This window comes from Glutamicibacter nicotianae, from assembly GCF_002797775.1.
GTDB lineage: Bacteria > Actinomycetota > Actinomycetes > Actinomycetales > Micrococcaceae > Glutamicibacter > Glutamicibacter nicotianae.
Genome location: NZ_PGEY01000001.1, coordinates 127,519 through 143,631, shown reverse-complemented (window position 1 = coordinate 143,631; position 16,113 = coordinate 127,519). Strand labels below are relative to the sequence as shown.

Sequence of the window (16,113 nt, the reverse complement as noted above, 5' to 3'; positions counted from 1 at the left end):
AATCTTTGGAAAGGAGGCCACGGCATGAGTCCAACGGCACCAGCCCTGGAACTGTCCGGCGTGAGCCTGCAGATCGGCGGAGCAAGGATCCTCGAGGACGTGAGCTTCACGGTGCAGCCCGGCGAGATGATCGGCGTGATCGGCCCGAACGGGGCCGGCAAGACTACGCTGTTCAACCTCATCTCCGGGGTGCTCAAGGCCACCGGCGGATCCATCGCCATGGCCGGGCGCACCCTGGACAAGCTGCCCATCCACAAGAGGGCCGCCGCCGGGCTGGGCCGCACCTTCCAGACCTCCTCCCTGTTCAACGGGCTGGATGTCATGGAAAACGTCCGTCTCGCCGCCCAGGCGAAACTCGGCGGCTCGCTCTCCGTGCTGGCCTTCCCGCGGCGCCATGACGAGGCGAGCACCATTGCCGCCGAGTGCCTGGAACAGGTGGGGCTTTCCCACCGGGCCAAGGTGCGCACCGCAGACCTCTCCCACGGGGACAAGCGCAAGGTGGAAATCGCCATGCTGCTGGCAGCCGACCCCACGGTGATCCTGGTCGATGAGCCGATGGCTGGGGTGGGCATGGGAGATGTGCCCTCGCTGGTGGAAATCATCCGGCGGATGCACCGCGAGTCCGGGCGCACGCTGATGATGGTCGAGCACCACATGGATGTGGTGCTCGGCCTGGCCGACCGGGTGGCAGTTATGCACAACGGCACCCTGCTGGCCATCGACTCCCCCGAGGCGATCATCGCCAATGAAACCGTGCAAAGCGCCTATCTGGGACAGGGGGCCGCGTGATGGAGAACAACATTCGCCCGATCCTCAGCGTGGAAGGCCTGCAGGCAGCCATTGACGGCTCCCAGGTGGTGGAATCGGTCAGCTTCCAGGTTCCTGCCACCGGGATCACCGCGGTGCTGGGCCGCAACGGCGTGGGCAAGACCAGCACGCTGAAGGCACTAATCGGATTGATCACCCGCACCGCGGGCACCATCGAGCTGGACGGCGAGCGCATTGAGAAGCTGCCCACGCACAAGATCATCCGCCGCGGCGTGGGCTATGTTCCCGAGGACCGCGAGGTCTTCTCCGCGCTGAGCGTGGCAGAGAACCTGCGTCTGGCCGAACGCGACGACAGTCCGCGCCGCGCCCTGGTGGAACAGCTCTTCCCTGATCTGGTGAAGCGGGCCAACCAGGCTGCCGGCTCGCTGTCCGGCGGGCAGCAGCAGATGGTGTCGCTGGCCCGGGCGCTGCTCAACGAGAACAAGCTGCTGCTGGTGGACGAGCCGACCAAGGGCCTGGCTCCGAAGATCGTGCAGGAGGTGGCCGAGGCGCTGGCCGAGGCGGCCAAGACCGTGCCGATCCTGCTGGTGGAGCAGAACCTGCCGGTGGTGCGGCAGCTGGCCGACGGGGCGCTGGTGCTCTCCGCCGGGCAGGTGGTGCACCGCACCGATTCGGCCCGCCAATTCCTTGATGACGAAGCGCTGACCCAGCGCTACCTGGGCGTGCAGTCCGAGCCTGCGGCCCACGGCAACGGGCACCAGATGCCTGCAGGAGGTGCACGATGAGTACGCTGGTTCTCTTGCTGATCACCGGTGTGGGGCTCGGTGCCCTGTACTTCCTGGTGGCCTCCGGCCTGTCGCTGATCTACGGGCTGATGGGCGTGCTGAACTTCGCCCACGGCGCGTTCCTGACGCTGGGCGCGTTTGTCGCCTGGGAATTCTCCCGCCGCTTCGGCGAGGGATCCTGGAGCATGTTCCTGCTCTCCCTGCTGATTGGCGCCATTGTGGGCGGGGTCTTCGCGGCCCTGACCGAGGTGGTGCTGATCCGGCCGCTGTACAACCGGCACATCGAGCAGGTTTTGGTGACCGTGGGGCTCTCGCTGGCCGCGGTGGCCATCTTCGAGGGCGTCTGGGGCACCGATCCCCAGTACCCGGCGGGACCGGCCTGGCTTTCGGGCACCACCGGGATCCTCGGTGCGCAGATCCCCAATGACCGGTTCGTGACGATCATCATCGCGTTGCTGGTGCTCGCAGGCATTGTGCTGTTCCTGAAGAAGACCCGCTACGGCATGATCATCCGCGCCGGGGTGGAGAACCGTTCCATGGTCACGGCCCTGGGCATCGACGTGCGCAAGGCCTTCACCCTGGTGTTCACGCTCGGCGGCGCCGCCGCGGGCCTGGGCGGGGTGCTGGCCAGCCACTACTTCGGCTACGTCTCCCCCGCACTGGGCGGCTCGCTGCTGATCTTCGCATTCATCGTCACGGTGATCGGCGGGCTCGGCTCGCTGGCCGGCGCGGCCATCGCCTCCGTGGTGGTGGGCGTGCTGCAGCAGCTGGCGAACTTCTACTGGGGCGTGGGCGATTTCGTGGTCATCGTGCTGCTGGCAGTCGTCCTGCTGAGCAAACCGACCGGATTGATGGGGAAGATGGCATGAACACGCAACCAACAAACACCTCTGAAGCCATGGACACACGGCCCGCGGACGCCGGGACCGTCTCGGCGCCGCTCGAACCGGGCACTGAAACCCAAACCGGCCAGGCAAGCCAGGCGGGAACTGCCAGCAAGCTGGCCCGCCGCGTGCGGGTAGCTGAATCAGGCCCACGCACAGCCCGTGGCCAGATCGGCATCTGGGCTGCGGGAATCGTAGGGGTCATCATCCTGGCGCTGCTGCCGCTGCTGAACATCAGCGTTCCCGGCCTGCTGCCCACCCCGACCTACCAGCCCGGGGCGCTGCAGCTACTCTCGCTGTGCCTGTTCATGGCGGCCGCGGCGCTGAGCTACCACCTGCTCATCGGTGTGGCGGGGCTGCTGTCCTTCGGCCATGCCCTGTACTTCGGGGCTGGCAGCTACGGGCTGGCCATTATCCTGAACACCTTCGGCCTGCCGCTGCTGCCCTCCATGGGCCTGGCCCTGGTGGCCGCGCTGCTGCTCTCCGCGCTGACCGGCATGGTGGCGCTGCGCGTCACCGGCATCCCCTTTGCCATGGTCACCCTGGCCTTCGCCCAGGCCGGCAGCGTGCTGGTGCGCCGCAACCCGGGCGGAGCCACCGGCGGCGAGGAAGGCCTGAGCCTGAATACCGCCGGCGTACCAGACTTCCTGGTGGGCGTCGCCAACACCCGCAACCTGTACTGGCTGGCACTGCTGACTCTCATTGTGGTGTTCGCGCTGGTCAGCTGGGTGCAGGCAGGACGCGCCGGGCATGTGGCCGCCGCGGTGCGCGAGAACGAGCTGCGCGTGCGGGTGCTCGGCCTGCAGCCCTACCGGGCCAAGCTGCTGGTGTTCGTGGTCGGCGGAACCCTCGCCGCCCTGGTGGGCATGGTGTTCCTGCTATTGCAATCCGGCACGGTTCCGCGCCAGGTCTCCGCGGACTTCACCATCACGCTGCTGGTGATGGTGGTGCTCGGCGGGGTCGGCTCCAAGTGGGGCGCGGTGCTCGGCGGGGTGATCTACACGCTGCTGGACCAGCGGCTGACCACGCTCTCGCAGTCCCCGGCACTGGATGCCCTGCCACCGGTGCTGCATGTGCCGCTCTCCGAGCCGCTGTTCATCCTCGGCACGCTGTTCATCCTGGTGGTGCTGTTCATGCCCGGAGGCCTGGTCGGGGCAATCCAGCGGCTGCGCGGCCGCTTCTCGAAGAAGCAGGCCTAGATGGAAACCGCAGCCATGCCCCCTGCCGGCCTGCACACCCTGGGCCGCTGGACCACCGACCGGGCGCTGACCAGCCCTGAACGCATCGCCATCGATGACCGCGGGGTGCTGGTTACCTACCGCGAACTCGATGAGCGCGCTGAGGCCCTGGCCGCCGCACTGCGTGCCGCCGGCTACGCCCCGGGAAGCCTGCTGGCCACCCTGTCCGGCAACAGCGCCGAACAGGTGATCGCGTTCTTCGCCTGCGCCAAGGCCGGACTGGTGCTGGCTCCGCTGTCCTGGCGGCTGACCCCCGCCGAGCTGGCAGACCAGCTGGTCACCGCCGATCCGCTGCTGTGGATCGTGGAAGACGAGTTCATGGCCCTGGCCGACTCGGCCCGCGCCCTGCTGGCCGCCGAGATGCCGGTGGTCCGCATGGGCCACGGCGGCCTGGAACTGGAGGTCCCAACTGCGGCCGGGCTTGGCCTCGATGCTGCGCCGGTCATGGCCCGCGCGCCGCAGGACGAGGACCCGCTGCTGATGCTGTTCACCTCGGGTACCGAGGGAACAGCCAAGGCAGTGCAGCTGAGCCACGCCAACTGCTTCTGGAACAACCTCGCCCTGTCCCGCACCCTGGATCTGACCAGCCAGGACACCGTGCTGGCGGTGCTGCCGCAGTACCACAGCGGAGGCTGGAACATCCAGCCGCTGCTGGCCTGGTGGACCGGCGCCACCGTGGTCCTGGAGCGCACCTTCGATGCCGGGCGGGTGCTGCAGCTGCTGGCGCACCGCAAGGTCACCACCATGATGGGCGTGCCCACGCACTACCTGGCGCTGGCCAGCCATTCGTCCTTCGCCTCCACCGACCTGGGCACGCTGCGCGTGGCGGTGGTGGGCGGAGCGCCCATGCCGCCCAGCCTGCTGCGCACCTGGCACGCCCGCGGCGTGAAGCTGGTGCAGGGCTACGGGCTGACCGAAGCCGGGCCGAACGTGCTCTGCCTGAGCGCAGAAGACGCCGTGGCCAAAAGCGGCTACGCCGGCCGCCCCTACCCGCACGTGGAAATCCGGGTGGTGGATCCGGCCACCGGGGCCATCCTGCCCGGGGCCGGCACCGGGGAACTGCAAGTGGCTGGCCCAAGCGTCTTCTCCGGCTACTTCCGCGACCCGCACGCCACCGCGGCGGTGCTGTCCGGCGACTGGCTGCGCACCGGGGACCTGGTTCAGCGCGACGAGCAGGGCTACATCAAGGTCATCGACAGGATCAAGGATGTGTACATCTCCGGAGGCGAGAACGTGGCGCCCGCGGAGGTGGAACAGGTGCTGGCCAACCACCCTGCCGTGGCCGAGGCCGCAGTGCTGGGCATCCCCGACAGCACCTGGGGCGAAACGGGAGCCGCGTTCATCGTGCTGCGCCCCGGAACCCACGCCGACGCCCAGCAACTGGCGGAGCACTGCGCCGCCTCGCTGGCCGCATTCAAGGTGCCGGCCCGGTTCACCTTCGTGGACCAGCTGCCGCACACCGGGATCGAGAAGGTCTCGCGCTCCAGGCTGCGCAGCCGCCTGCCCCGGCTGCCCGAGCATGAATCACAGAACAGAAGGACACCATGAGCACCGCACCGCGCACCGCGCCACGCACCGAACGGGGCACCCGCACCCGTGCCAAGCTGATCGCCGCGGCCGAGCAGGTCTTCGCCACCTTGGGCTACCACGAGGCATCGATTGTGAAGATCACCGAAGCCGCCGGCGTCGGCTCGGGGACGTTCTACCTGTATTTCGACAGCAAGCAGCAGATCTTCGATGACCTGGTCGAGGACCTGAACCGCCGGGTGCGCAACGCCATGAGCACCGCGGCCAGCCAGGAAACCGACCGGCTGGCCGCCGAACGGGCAGGATTCCGGGCCTTCTTCGGCTTCACCGCCACCCACCCGGCGCTCTACCGGATCATCCGGCAGGCCGAGTTCGTGTCCCCCGGAGCCCTGCGCCTGCACTATTCGCGCATCGTGGACGGCTACATCCAGGGGCTGCAGGCATCCCAGGCCGCCGGACAGGTCAGGGACATGGACCCGGAGGTCGCCGCCTGGGCGCTAATGGGCATCGGCGAGCTGATCGGCATGCGCTGGGTGCTCTGGGAACAAGCCGGAGCGGACGGCACGCACCCGGATGTCCCCGAGCATGTCTTCGAAGAAATGATGGACTTCATCAATCGCGCGCTGGCCCCCAATGGCCAGCTGCCAGCGGAAGGAACACAGCGATGACCAACAGCGCAAACACCAGCGGCGGCGCCGCAGTTTTGTCCGGACGCCGTGCACTGGTCACCGGCGGCGCCTCGGGCATCGGCCTGGCCTGCGCCACCGAGCTGGCCCGCCTGGGCGCCGCGGTCACCGTGGCCGACCTGGACGGGCAGTCAGCGCAGGAGGCCGCCGGGAAGGTCGGCGGCACCGCCTGGGCGGTTGACCTGTCTGATACCGCGGGGCTGGAAGAGCTCAGCCTGGACACGGATATCCTGGTCAACAACGCGGGGGTGCAGCGCGTGGCGCCAATCCACGAATACGCACCGGAAGATTGGCGGCTGATCCACCGGCTGATGCTCGAAGCGCCCTTCCTGCTGATCCGCGCGGCACTGCCCGGCATGTATGAACGCGGCTTCGGGAGGATCATCAACATTTCCAGCGTGCACGGGCTGCGCGCCAGCGCCTTCAAGAGCGCCTACGTGGCGGCCAAGCACGGGCTGGAAGGGCTGTCCAAGGCCACCGCGCTGGAAGGTGCGGAACACGGGGTGACCTCCAACTGCATCAACCCCGGCTATGTGCGCACCGCGCTGGTGGAAAAGCAGATCGCAGACCAGGCGAAGGTGCACGGCATCGACGAGTCCGAGGTGGTGCAGAAGATCATGCTCACCGAGGCGGCCATCAAGCGCCTGGCGGATCCCGAGGAAGTCGCCTCGCTGGCCGGGTGGCTTTGCGCCGAGCAAGCCGGGATGGTCACCGGCGCTTCCTACACAATCGACGGAGGATGGAGTGCCCGATGAAGACTTATCGAACCACCACAGTCCCGGTCACCGGCGGGCAGCTCCAGGTGGGACTGTGGGGCCCCGAGGACCTCGATGCCCCGACGGTGCTGCTGGTCCACGGCGTCACCGCCTCCCACAAGGCCTGGGGCCGGGTGGCACAGTGCCTGCCCGGGGTGCGGCTGATTGCCCCGGACCTGCGCGGGCGTGGACGCAGCAACCAGTTGCCCGGCCCCTACGGCATGCCGGCCCATGCCGCGGATCTGGCCGCCGTGGTGCGGCAGCTGGCCGACGGCCCGGTCGCCGTGGCAGGGCACTCCATGGGCGCTTTCGCGTCCCTGGTCTTCGCCGATAACTACCGCGACCTGGTCTCCTCGCTGCTGCTGGTGGACGGCGGCCTGCCGCTGCAGGTGCCGCCGGGCCTGGATGATGACCAGATCGTGCAGGCGGTGCTCGGCCCCGCCGCCGAACGCCTGGCCATGGAGTTCGAATCCGTCGAGGCCTACAAGGAATTCTGGGCCCCGCACCCGGCGTTCGCCGAGCACTGGAACGAGCTGGTGGACGAATACCTCGAATACGACCTGCACGGCGCCGCACCGCACCTGCGCCCGGCCACCAGCTATGAGGCCGTCGCCCAGGACACCGCCGAGCTGCACCGCGGCGCCTCGCTGCTGGCAGCGCTTCAGCAGCTGCACCATCCAACCGTGTTCCTGCGCTCGCCGAAGGGGCTGCTTGGAGCGGAACCCGGGCTCTACGAGGCGGACTATGTCAAAGAATGGGGGCAGCGGCTGCCGGAACTGGCCATCGAGGAAGTGCCCGGCACGAACCACTACACGATCGTGATGGACTCCCCCGGGGACCAGATCGTGGCCGGGCACCTGCGGGCCATGCTCGGCGCGGTGCGCACCTAGCTCCGATTGGCCATCCGCCCGGCAGGTAATTCCTGCCGAACGGATCCGGCTGGCACAGATCGCGTGGCGCGGGCGGCGGGCCGCCGGGCTGCGGTACTAAGCTGGGGTCTACCATGGAATACAGGGCCAAGACACACCTAAGCGGCGGGCGGGAGCGCGCCATTGCCGAACCGAGCCTAAACGGCGAGGACGAGTTCCGCATCGATATCGAGCGCATCCGCTTCTCCCCCTATTTCTCCCGGCTGTCCTCGGTCACCCAGGTGATCCCGCAGGCCGGATCCGGCACACTGGTGCACAACCGGTTGACCCATTCGCTGAAGGTCTCCGCAGTCGCGCGCTCCATCGCGATCCGGCTGCGCAACGCCGATGAATCAACTAGAAGACTCGTCGACCATTTGGGTGGCTGCGATCCGGTGGTCGTGCAGGCCGCCGCAGCGGCCCACGACCTGGGGCACCCGCCCTTCGGCCACCTTGGCGAGCTGGAACTGGACCGCGTCGCCCGGGGATTGCTGAATCTGCCCGACGGCTTCGAGGGCAACGCCCAGACCTTCCGCATCCTCACCGCGCTGGACAGCTGCGATGCGACCGCCCGAGGCATGAACCTCACCCGCGCGGTGCGCGCCGCCGTGCTGAAGTACCCGTGGACCCGCAACGAATGGCGCGCCCTGGCCCCGCTGGCTCCCGAGATGCTGCCGCGCGGTGTGGGGACCGACCCGGCTGCAGGCGCATTGAAGTACTCTGCCTATGATGTCGATGCCCACGAGATGGCCGATGTACTCTCGGTCTTCCCCAATATCGGCCGGCACCAGCAGACCCTGGAGAGCTCGGTGATGGATATTGCCGATGACATTGCCTATGCCGTGCATGACCTCGATGACTTCTACCGTGCCGGGGTGCTGCAGTACACCAGCGTTTCGGCGGAATTGCGCGCCTGGCTGGAGCAGTCCCGGGAACTTGGACAACTGAAGCAGGCCGAACTCGATGCCCGCCGGCCGGGCCACGCCTTGGAGGAAACGTGGCGCAGGGCGCTGGCCAAGGATCCATGGATCGCCGATGCGCAGGCGTTCCGTGACTCCGTTGAACGGGTGGGCCATGATCTGGTCGACGGGCTGTTGGCAGTCCCCTATGACGGCGGGCTGGAAGCGGATCGCGCAGTCACCGCGTTCACCCGCCGGTGGATCGAGCGGCTCCAGACCTCGGTGACCGTCGAGCAGACCCCCACCGTGCGCAGCGGCCACGTCCGGTTAGGCGATGAGGCCTGGCATGACGTGATCGTGCTGAAATTCGTCCACGCGCGCTTCGTGCTCGAACGCCCGGATTTGGCGGTGTACCAGCGCGGGCAGACGCGGATCATCCGCTCGCTGGCAGAAGGGTTCCACACCTGGCTCAATGATCCCGATGACGCCGGGCGCGCCCCGCGCCGGCTGCTCGATTCGGTGGAAGCGGCCACCGAGGAATACCGAAACCTGCGCGAGCTCTCCCCTGAGCTCTTCCGCCAGGCCGGGCCGGACGAGGTGCAGCGCCTGGGCCAGTCCCGGGCCATCGTGGACTACATCGCTTCCTTCACTGATGCGCAGGCTGTCTCGCTCAATGCGTTGCTGACCGGCACCGCGGATAACCTGTGGGAGGCCGGTCGCGGGCTGTAAAATGCAGGATTTATACTGAAGAGTTTCAACTTCAAAACTCAAGTCCGGGTTCAGCGATGGTCGCACCTGACGTTCTATAAAAGCAATCCCCCGCACTCCAGCAGTGGCGCGAACAATGGTGCTTCAAAATCCCGGCGAGTGGTAAGAATCATTTCTCCTGATGCACCTTGGTTTCCCGAGGATCATTTTACTGATACTTACTCTCTTTGGGCTTCTCAGCTGTTCAATAATCGGAGGCCGTGTCAAAAGGTACCTTGAGAAAGGCGAGCCTCGCCTCGAAATTCCAACCTTGCGGATATTTTAAGACCCAATATTTACCTGCCCACGCACCGAAGCCCGATATATTGTTGACCACAAGCTTCCTTAGTGCGTCAAGCGCCGATCGGTCGGGAACAAGGACGATTCCATAGGAATTTTTGGCTTCGGTGTCACCGTGCGTCTTTCCGTACAACTTTCGAAGTTACGTTGCCGTCCACCAGTTTTCAGTTTCTCGATTCAACCGTAAATCCGATTGATACACCGAGAACAAGGCCCAGGTTTATAGCGAAATACATTTCCCCTAGATTCGGGCGCTCTTCGAACCCCTCATATGAAAAGTGCCTAAGTGCCTCCATCTCGATCTCTGAATTGGATGCCCTGAATTTCTCCGTAAGAATTGCAATCACTTCAGAAACAGCTGACGAAACCTCACCCACTCTTTCGAAGCGCCGCACTTCTCGTTCCCGTCGCACACGATCTGCCAACGATCCTAAGTACTCGCGGACATTCACCCGATTGACATTCACAGGCTCGGACAGCACAAATTGTCTAGAGACCATCGGTGGAACATCTGGAACGAATACAAGGTGGTGACTGTTTCCATCGTCAGGTATTTGACTGGGCCGGCATCCATACGAATGCTCCACGACTGTTCTGTCCAGGTAATGCTCATTAAACTCAGCTTGTTCACGGAATCCAGGCGCCAAATACCCGATAAAGTACGGCTTGCGGGAATTGCTCAGCCGACTTTCAAGCTCTTGGAGCAATGCCAGCTGATGATGCCCCGCAGGGAATTTTGTCCGAAAGTGCTTACCACCTGCGTGGCGCCAAGTATTACTTCCACGATGTTCCCGCGAAATGAACTCACCAAGTTTAAATTGGAGGATCAAGGCTATGTTTGTTGCATCTATCTTGACGTCGTACCCAACGTTGCGCTCTCTTCGGAGCGTTGGAAAATCTGGCGCTCCCAACAGCTTATGCCCTGTCGACTCGAGAAGCTGCTCTACTTCTTTCGTCGCCGCAAACGCGAAAGCAGTCTCAGAAAACTGGATCTCCATAATTACCCCCGAAATGATTCATACATTTGATAATTGCGTTCATGCCATTTAACTTAGCAAGTCAGCATACATTTCGTTAACCGTGATGCAATTCAGCCTTTGCAGCGATCGTCGATAGTAGTGCAATTCGACTAAGCGGATTCGCCAACCAAATTAGATATCCAGCCTAGTTATGGACCCCTGTCCTCTACCTCTTGGCTAACGCCTCTGAGTCAACGCCGCGCAATGCCAGATTCCACTTGCATGGACTGCATTGACATCTAAAAACCAAAGAAACTACAGAACAATCACCAGACCGAGTTCTGGTATTGACTTAAGTGAATAGCATCGGTGCTGGATGTTTCAGTCATTCCTCAGAGATTCCCCATCACGCCCACGAGCGTCATTACAATTCGGCTGCCCGTTGGTTAGCAGCGGCTGGGCCGCGTTCCAGACACGAAGCTACTAATCCAGCGCACGACGGGGAGAACTTCTATATGGCCCAGAACTCGTGAGAGTTCTGCGGCCAACTTCGAAAGCCATGCGTAGGTCGCTAACGCTATTTGTCGGTCACTCTGTCAACATTCCAAGTAGGCTTGGAACCCAGCACCAGCAAGAAACCTGCCAAGATCCGCTATTTGATTTGCTTAGTCATCAAAGTAGGATGTTTGACAGAAGCTGGACCGCTTGCCTTGTAAAAGTTGGGATTGTGATCCGTGCAAATTACATTGGGAAGTCCTCGTATTGCTACGCGATATGGGGTTTCTTTTTGTATATGATCTGAGCTGAGCCCCATACCCCCGACTATTCGGGCTCCCCTATTTGGTACCCACTGAGGCTCCGGCTTTCGAAAACCCAAGATCTCCGAGTAGCACTTCGCCGCTGTTTCATCGAAAAAGCAGCGACGAACGACTTCTTCAGTATTGTCCGAGCACCGCCTCGTTGTTCTTCGTCAGCTTTGTCTTGCGGCAGCCGGCCGGTATCGCCTTCAAACCGGACATCAGGTCAGCGAGCGTTACTGATGTGATTGCTACGTCCTCCGCCAGCGACGCGCGCCAGTCGACAATGTGTCCCGCCAGCGAGGGGCTGGAAGCTCTCGGAGATGACGTCGCGTCTAAGACGATCACAAGAAATCCACCGACCGCGCATTATCATCACGCGGTGGAACTGGAAATTCCTGGATAGCACCGGACTCTTGGGTCGCAGTCAGCAACACCACGCCGATGTGCGGCCGTAGGGCTGCATTGGTGAGGATGTCGCGAACTTCGGCTTCCAAGGAACAGACGTATTTCTTGGTCTGGGCGGCGAGTTTGCTGCTTCACTGCCTTATCGAGACCACGAACGAGGATGGATGACATGGATCATCGCCTCCTCTGCTATCACTTTCGTAAGCTCGAACGACGCAGTCCCACCAGGATAGACAGAAGTAACAGGCAAGGTTCACGGTCTGACCGCTGCCGGCTTGGCCAAATGCCCCACTGTTGGCCTGGTCGAAATGTCGGTGCGCCATGGCAAGATCTAGGTATCGACATCACCCACGGCAAGGAGCACAGGGGACTCGCAACTTCCCCTCAGAATCCTCGAAGCGGTCGGTCTGCTGCACCGGCTGGGCTACCTCGGGCTGAGAATCCTGCCCGGCATCAACGCCTCGGGCACCGCGTGGCGCATCGTCATCTCCAACGTCGCCGAATGGAAACCGGGCCTCAAGTACGGCGATCCACACAGTGCCGAGGAATCATGCCTGTATTCCACGGCCGCAGAAAACGTCTTCAACAACGACGTGCAGTTCCCCGAGGACGTCAGCCGCGTCAGTGTCGCCGAAGCAATCCTCGAGGCCTTGCCATCGCTGCAGCGCAGCACCCAGGGCGAGACCGGAAACCTGGACTACGTGCGCTGGTACGCGCAGCTGCTCTCGCAGGTCACCCGTCTCGATGAGCTACCGGTGGCCTATGCGGACTACTTCGATGATTCCGAGGGCTGGGAACTGGGATGGGGCAGCGACCGTCGCTTCCCGGCACCGCCGAGCTATCGGCCGGAACCTGTGGCAACCACGGTGCCGGAGCACATCAAGCAACGCGATGAGCACTACGTGATGGAGCTGTGCGCCGAGGTGCTGGGTATGTCCTGCGCTGGCCAACAGACCTTCGACTGGTTGCGCGGGGAACCGTCGCTGAAGAGCGGCAAGCGCAAGGCGTTGCCGGTCGACGGCTATTTCGAGGCGCTGGGTCTGGTGGTGGAGTACCACGAGCGGCAGCATTCGGAGCCCGTCCCATTCTTCGACAACAAGGTGACCTCCGCCGGCATGCTGCGCGGGGCGCAGCGCAAGCTCTACGATGCCCGCAAAGCGGCGCTGATTCAACAGCATGGACTGACTCTGCTGGTCGTCGACTACCGCGATTTCTGCCACAAGAAGGGCAAGATCGTACGCGATGCGCCGCGCGACCGTCAGATCGTGGCGGCGCTGCTGGCCCGGGCTGCCGAATGCACCGAACCCGCGGTCATCACGAACTTCCCGGTGCCGCTGGCGGAAACACCCGCAGAACGTTAAAACAGGCAGGTGCCGCCCCAATGGGACGGCACCTGCCTGTTCAACTCGGGAGGACTACTTGGTCAGCAGTTCCAGCGCCTTGTTCAGGGTTGCGCTTGGGCGCATCACTGCGGAGGTCTTGGCCTCATCCGGACGGTAGTAGCCGGCGATGTCCACGGCCTTGCCCTGGACCTCGGCGAGCTCTGCCACGATGGCCTGCTCGTTCTCGTCCAGCACCTTGGCAACCTCGGCGAACGCGGAAGCCAGCTGCTCATCCTTGTCCTGCTTGGCCAGCTCTTCTGCCCAGAACTTGGCCAGGTAGAAGTGGCTGCCGCGGTTATCCAGCTCGCCCACCTTGCGCTTAGGCGACTTGTCTTCCAGCAGGAAGGTGCCGGTAGCTGCATCCAGGGTGTCTGCCAGCACCTGGGCGCGGGCGTTGTTGGTGGTCACTGCCAGGTGCTCGAAGGAAGCGCCCAGTGCCATGAACTCGCCCAGCGAATCCCAGCGCAGGTGGTTCTCGTTCACCAGCTGCTGCACGTGCTTCGGGGCGGAGCCGCCGGCACCGGTCTCGAACAGGCCGCCGCCAGCCAGCAGCGGAACGATGGACAGCATCTTGGCGCTGGTGCCCAGTTCCAAAATTGGGAACAGGTCGGTCAAGTAGTCGCGCAGCACGTTGCCGGTGACCGAGATGGTGTCCTCGCCCTTGCGGATGCGCTCGATCGAGTACTTGGTGGCCTCGACTGGGGACAGGATCTCGATGGTCAGGCCATCGGTGTCGTGTTCCTTCAGGTACTCGTTGACCTTGCCGATCAGCACTGCGTCGTGGGCGCGGTTCTCGTCCAGCCAGAACACTGCCGGGGTCTGCGAGGCGCGGGCGCGGTTCACTGCCAGCTTCACCCAGTCGCGGATGGCAACGTCCTTGGTCTGGCAGGCGCGCCAGATGTCGCCGGCGAAGACCTGGTGCTCGATGAGCACGGTGTCGTTCTCGTCGACGATCTGCACGTGGCCGTTGGCTGACAGTTCGAAGGTCTTGTCGTGCGAGCCGTATTCCTCGGCCTTCTGCGCCATCAGGCCGACGTTCGGCACGGTGCCCATGGTGGTCGGGTCGTAGGCGCCGTTGGCGCGGCAGTCCTCGATCACGGTCTGATAGACGCCGGAGTAGGAGGAGTCAGGCAGCACGGCCAGGGTGTCTGCGGTGTTGCCCTTGGCATCCCACATCTTGCCGCCCAGGCGGATCATGGCTGGCATGGAAGCGTCAACGATGACATCCGATGGGACGTGCAGGTTGGTGATGCCCTTGTCGGAATCGACCATGGCAACTGCCGGGCCTTCTTCCAGGCCCTTGGCGATCAGCTTCTCGACGCCGGCGCGGACCTCGTCGGACAGCTCGTCCAGGCCGTTCAGGATAGCTGCCAGGCCGTTGTTCGGGTTCAGGCCGGCCGCTGCCAGTTCCTTGCCGTAGGTCTCGAACAGCTCGGAGAAGTAGGCCTTGACCACGTGGCCGAAGATGATCGGGTCGGAGACCTTCATCATGGTGGCCTTCAGGTGTGCCGAGAAGAGGATGCCCTCTTCCTTGGCGCGGGCCACGGAGTTCTTCAGGAACTCGGACAGCGCTGCGGCGTGCATGACGGTGCCGTCGATGACTTCGTCCTTGAGCACGTCGAATGGCTTCTTCAGGACCTTGACTTCGCCGTCTTCTCCAACGAAGCGGATCGAGATCTTCTTGTCCGCGTCGATGACCACGGACTTCTCGTTGGAAGCGAAGTCGTCGGCACCCATGGTGGCCACGTTGGTCTTCGAGTCGGCTGCCCACTCGCCCATGGAGTGCGGGTACTTGCGGGCGTAGTTCTTCACGCTCAGCGGGGCGCGGCGGTCCGAGTTGCCTTCGCGCAGCACCGGGTTCACTGCCGAACCCTTGATCTTGTCGTAGCGTGCGCGGATGTCGGTTTCCTCATCCGAGGACGGGTTGTCCGGGTAGTCAGGCAGTGCGTAGCCGGCAGCCTGCAGCTCGGCGATGGCGGCCTTCAGCTGCGGGATCGAAGCCGAGATGTTCGGCAGCTTGATGATGTTCGCTTCCGGGGTCTTGGCCAGGTCGCCAAGTTCCGCCAGTGCGTCACCGATGCGCTGTTCCTCGGTGACATAGTCCGGGAAGGTAGCGATGATGCGACCGGCCAGCGAGATGTCGCGGGTCTCAAGTTCCACCCCGGCGGTCGACGCGAAGGCCTCCACGATTGGCAGGAACGAGTGGGTCGCCAGCATTGGCGCTTCGTCGGTGTGGGTGTAAATAATCTTTGCCATAGGTGTGGCGTCTCCCTGAACGTCGTGCGGAAGCGGTGTTACCGCCCTGAACTCAACGTTCCAAATCTACCTGATTTTGCCCAGCACCACACTTTCCGGCCAGCAGAAATACGCGCGGCAATCCCCCATTTTCGCTGAAATCCCGGGCTGGACTGCCCGCAAGCAGTTCGTCACATTTAAGTTAATCGGCGATAACTCAAGATTGGCCTTCGCTATTCGGGCACAGGCCCGGCCAGCAGCACCAGATTCATCATTGCCGCATCGAAGAGCTCAACCGGATCCGCAGGCTCTCCGACCTGCTCCGCCTGGCCGAAGCACTGCCAGGCCACCCGCCAAAGCGCGGCCAGGGTTTCGCCGATGATCAAGGCGGGCATGGCAGGCAGCAGCCCGCGGCGCTGCAGCTCCTGCGCTGTGGCCGCTGAGAAGGCCTCCTCCTGCCGGGTAATTGACAGCAGCAGCTTCGGTTCGATGACAATCAGCCGGGAAATGCGGCGGTATTCGCTAGCGCGGATCTCGGCCACCAGGAGCTTGCGGCACTCGGCAGCGAGCACCCGGAAAATCTGCGCGCTCGTGGAGCCGGAGGCAATCTCGCATCCGGTCACGGCCTCGATCAGCTCATGCTGGGCAGGCACGATGGCTGCTTCCCTGGAATCGCAGTAACGGAAGAACGTCCGCTCCGAGATGCCCGCGCGGGCGGCAATCTGCCCCACCGTCACCGAGTCCAGCCCCTGGGATTCCACCAGGTCCAGGGCCGCTGCCTGAATTGCCTTGAGGGTTGCCGCTTTGCGCTCCTCGCGAATCCCCATGGTGCTCT

At 63.9% G+C, this 16,113-nt stretch carries 13 protein-coding genes; 10 read left to right on the top strand and 3 right to left on the bottom strand.

Translation table 11 applies throughout. The features are described 5' to 3' along the window. Positions 1 to 24: 24 nt before the first annotated feature. From ATK23_RS00630 to ATK23_RS00590, 9 genes are all read left to right on the top strand, one after another. Positions 25 to 789, top strand: a complete 765-nt coding sequence (locus tag ATK23_RS00630) for an ABC transporter ATP-binding protein (RefSeq protein WP_066140011.1) — start codon at positions 25 to 27, stop codon at positions 787 to 789. After that, on the top strand, positions 789 to 1,553 hold the full coding sequence (locus ATK23_RS00625; RefSeq protein WP_066140014.1) for an ABC transporter ATP-binding protein: 765 nt from the start codon (positions 789 to 791) through the stop codon (positions 1,551 to 1,553). Before ATK23_RS00630 ends, ATK23_RS00625 begins: the two co-directional genes overlap by 1 nt. After that, complete coding sequence (locus tag ATK23_RS00620; protein ID WP_066140017.1) at positions 1,550 to 2,422, top strand: branched-chain amino acid ABC transporter permease; 873 nt, start codon at positions 1,550 to 1,552, stop codon at positions 2,420 to 2,422. The genes ATK23_RS00625 and ATK23_RS00620 overlap by 4 nt, the downstream gene beginning before the upstream one ends. Then, on the top strand, positions 2,419 to 3,636 hold the full coding sequence (locus ATK23_RS00615; protein WP_245858251.1) for a branched-chain amino acid ABC transporter permease: 1,218 nt from the start codon (positions 2,419 to 2,421) through the stop codon (positions 3,634 to 3,636). The genes ATK23_RS00620 and ATK23_RS00615 overlap by 4 nt, the downstream gene beginning before the upstream one ends. After that, positions 3,637 to 5,223, top strand: coding sequence for a class I adenylate-forming enzyme family protein (locus tag ATK23_RS00610; RefSeq protein ID WP_245858248.1), 1,587 nt, complete (start codon positions 3,637 to 3,639; stop codon positions 5,221 to 5,223). Beyond that, entirely contained in the window at positions 5,220 to 5,870 is a 651-nt protein-coding gene (locus ATK23_RS00605) for a TetR/AcrR family transcriptional regulator (protein WP_066140019.1), read from the top strand. The genes ATK23_RS00610 and ATK23_RS00605 overlap by 4 nt, the downstream gene beginning before the upstream one ends. Beyond that, positions 5,867 to 6,643, top strand: coding sequence for a 3-hydroxybutyrate dehydrogenase (locus ATK23_RS00600; RefSeq protein WP_066140022.1), 777 nt, complete (start codon positions 5,867 to 5,869; stop codon positions 6,641 to 6,643). The genes ATK23_RS00605 and ATK23_RS00600 overlap by 4 nt, the downstream gene beginning before the upstream one ends. After that, positions 6,640 to 7,533 (top strand): alpha/beta fold hydrolase, encoded by an 894-nt coding sequence (locus ATK23_RS00595; RefSeq protein WP_245858247.1) that lies wholly within the window; start codon positions 6,640 to 6,642, stop codon positions 7,531 to 7,533. Before ATK23_RS00600 ends, ATK23_RS00595 begins: the two co-directional genes overlap by 4 nt. A gap of 113 nt (positions 7,534 to 7,646) precedes the next feature. Beyond that, positions 7,647 to 9,179, top strand: coding sequence for a deoxyguanosinetriphosphate triphosphohydrolase family protein (locus ATK23_RS00590; RefSeq protein ID WP_066140027.1), 1,533 nt, complete (start codon positions 7,647 to 7,649; stop codon positions 9,177 to 9,179). Between the two features lie 482 nt (positions 9,180 to 9,661). Here ATK23_RS00590 and ATK23_RS00585 read toward each other — a convergent pair whose 3' ends face one another. Then, positions 9,662 to 10,495: a hypothetical protein gene (locus ATK23_RS00585; RefSeq protein WP_066140029.1), complete on the bottom strand. Its 834-nt coding sequence runs from the start codon at positions 10,493 to 10,495 to the stop codon at positions 9,662 to 9,664. 1,759 nt (positions 10,496 to 12,254) lie between these two features. Between ATK23_RS00585 and ATK23_RS16505 the strand changes: the two genes are divergently transcribed. Beyond that, positions 12,255 to 13,022 carry a hypothetical protein gene (locus ATK23_RS16505; protein WP_174520604.1) on the top strand — a complete coding sequence of 256 codons (768 nt, stop codon included), beginning with the start codon at positions 12,255 to 12,257 and terminating at the stop codon, positions 13,020 to 13,022. 54 nt (positions 13,023 to 13,076) lie between these two features. Here ATK23_RS16505 and ATK23_RS00565 read toward each other — a convergent pair whose 3' ends face one another. After that, the gene (locus ATK23_RS00565; protein ID WP_066140033.1) at positions 13,077 to 15,299 is read right to left on the bottom strand and encodes an NADP-dependent isocitrate dehydrogenase; all 2,223 of its coding nucleotides are present in this window, start codon (positions 15,297 to 15,299) and stop codon (positions 13,077 to 13,079) included. A gap of 212 nt (positions 15,300 to 15,511) precedes the next feature. Continuing rightward, on the bottom strand, positions 15,512 to 16,105 hold the full coding sequence (locus ATK23_RS00560; protein ID WP_066140035.1) for a TetR/AcrR family transcriptional regulator: 594 nt from the start codon (positions 16,103 to 16,105) through the stop codon (positions 15,512 to 15,514). Positions 16,106 to 16,113: the final 8 nt, after the last annotated feature.

Coding starts and splice junctions, on each gene's coding strand:
- ATK23_RS00630 (WP_066140011.1), top strand. CDS start 25: ATGAGTCCAACGGCACCAGCCCTGGAACTGTCCGGCGTGAGCCTGCAG.
- ATK23_RS00625 (WP_066140014.1), top strand. CDS start 789: ATGGAGAACAACATTCGCCCGATCCTCAGCGTGGAAGGCCTGCAGGCA.
- ATK23_RS00620 (WP_066140017.1), top strand. CDS start 1,550: ATGAGTACGCTGGTTCTCTTGCTGATCACCGGTGTGGGGCTCGGTGCC.
- ATK23_RS00615 (WP_245858251.1), top strand. CDS start 2,419: ATGAACACGCAACCAACAAACACCTCTGAAGCCATGGACACACGGCCC.
- ATK23_RS00610 (WP_245858248.1), top strand. CDS start 3,637: ATGGAAACCGCAGCCATGCCCCCTGCCGGCCTGCACACCCTGGGCCGC.
- ATK23_RS00605 (WP_066140019.1), top strand. CDS start 5,220: ATGAGCACCGCACCGCGCACCGCGCCACGCACCGAACGGGGCACCCGC.
- ATK23_RS00600 (WP_066140022.1), top strand. CDS start 5,867: ATGACCAACAGCGCAAACACCAGCGGCGGCGCCGCAGTTTTGTCCGGA.
- ATK23_RS00595 (WP_245858247.1), top strand. CDS start 6,640: ATGAAGACTTATCGAACCACCACAGTCCCGGTCACCGGCGGGCAGCTC.
- ATK23_RS00590 (WP_066140027.1), top strand. CDS start 7,647: ATGGAATACAGGGCCAAGACACACCTAAGCGGCGGGCGGGAGCGCGCC.
- ATK23_RS00585 (WP_066140029.1), bottom strand. CDS start 10,495: ATGGAGATCCAGTTTTCTGAGACTGCTTTCGCGTTTGCGGCGACGAAA.
- ATK23_RS00565 (WP_066140033.1), bottom strand. CDS start 15,299: ATGGCAAAGATTATTTACACCCACACCGACGAAGCGCCAATGCTGGCG.
- ATK23_RS00560 (WP_066140035.1), bottom strand. CDS start 16,105: ATGGGGATTCGCGAGGAGCGCAAAGCGGCAACCCTCAAGGCAATTCAG.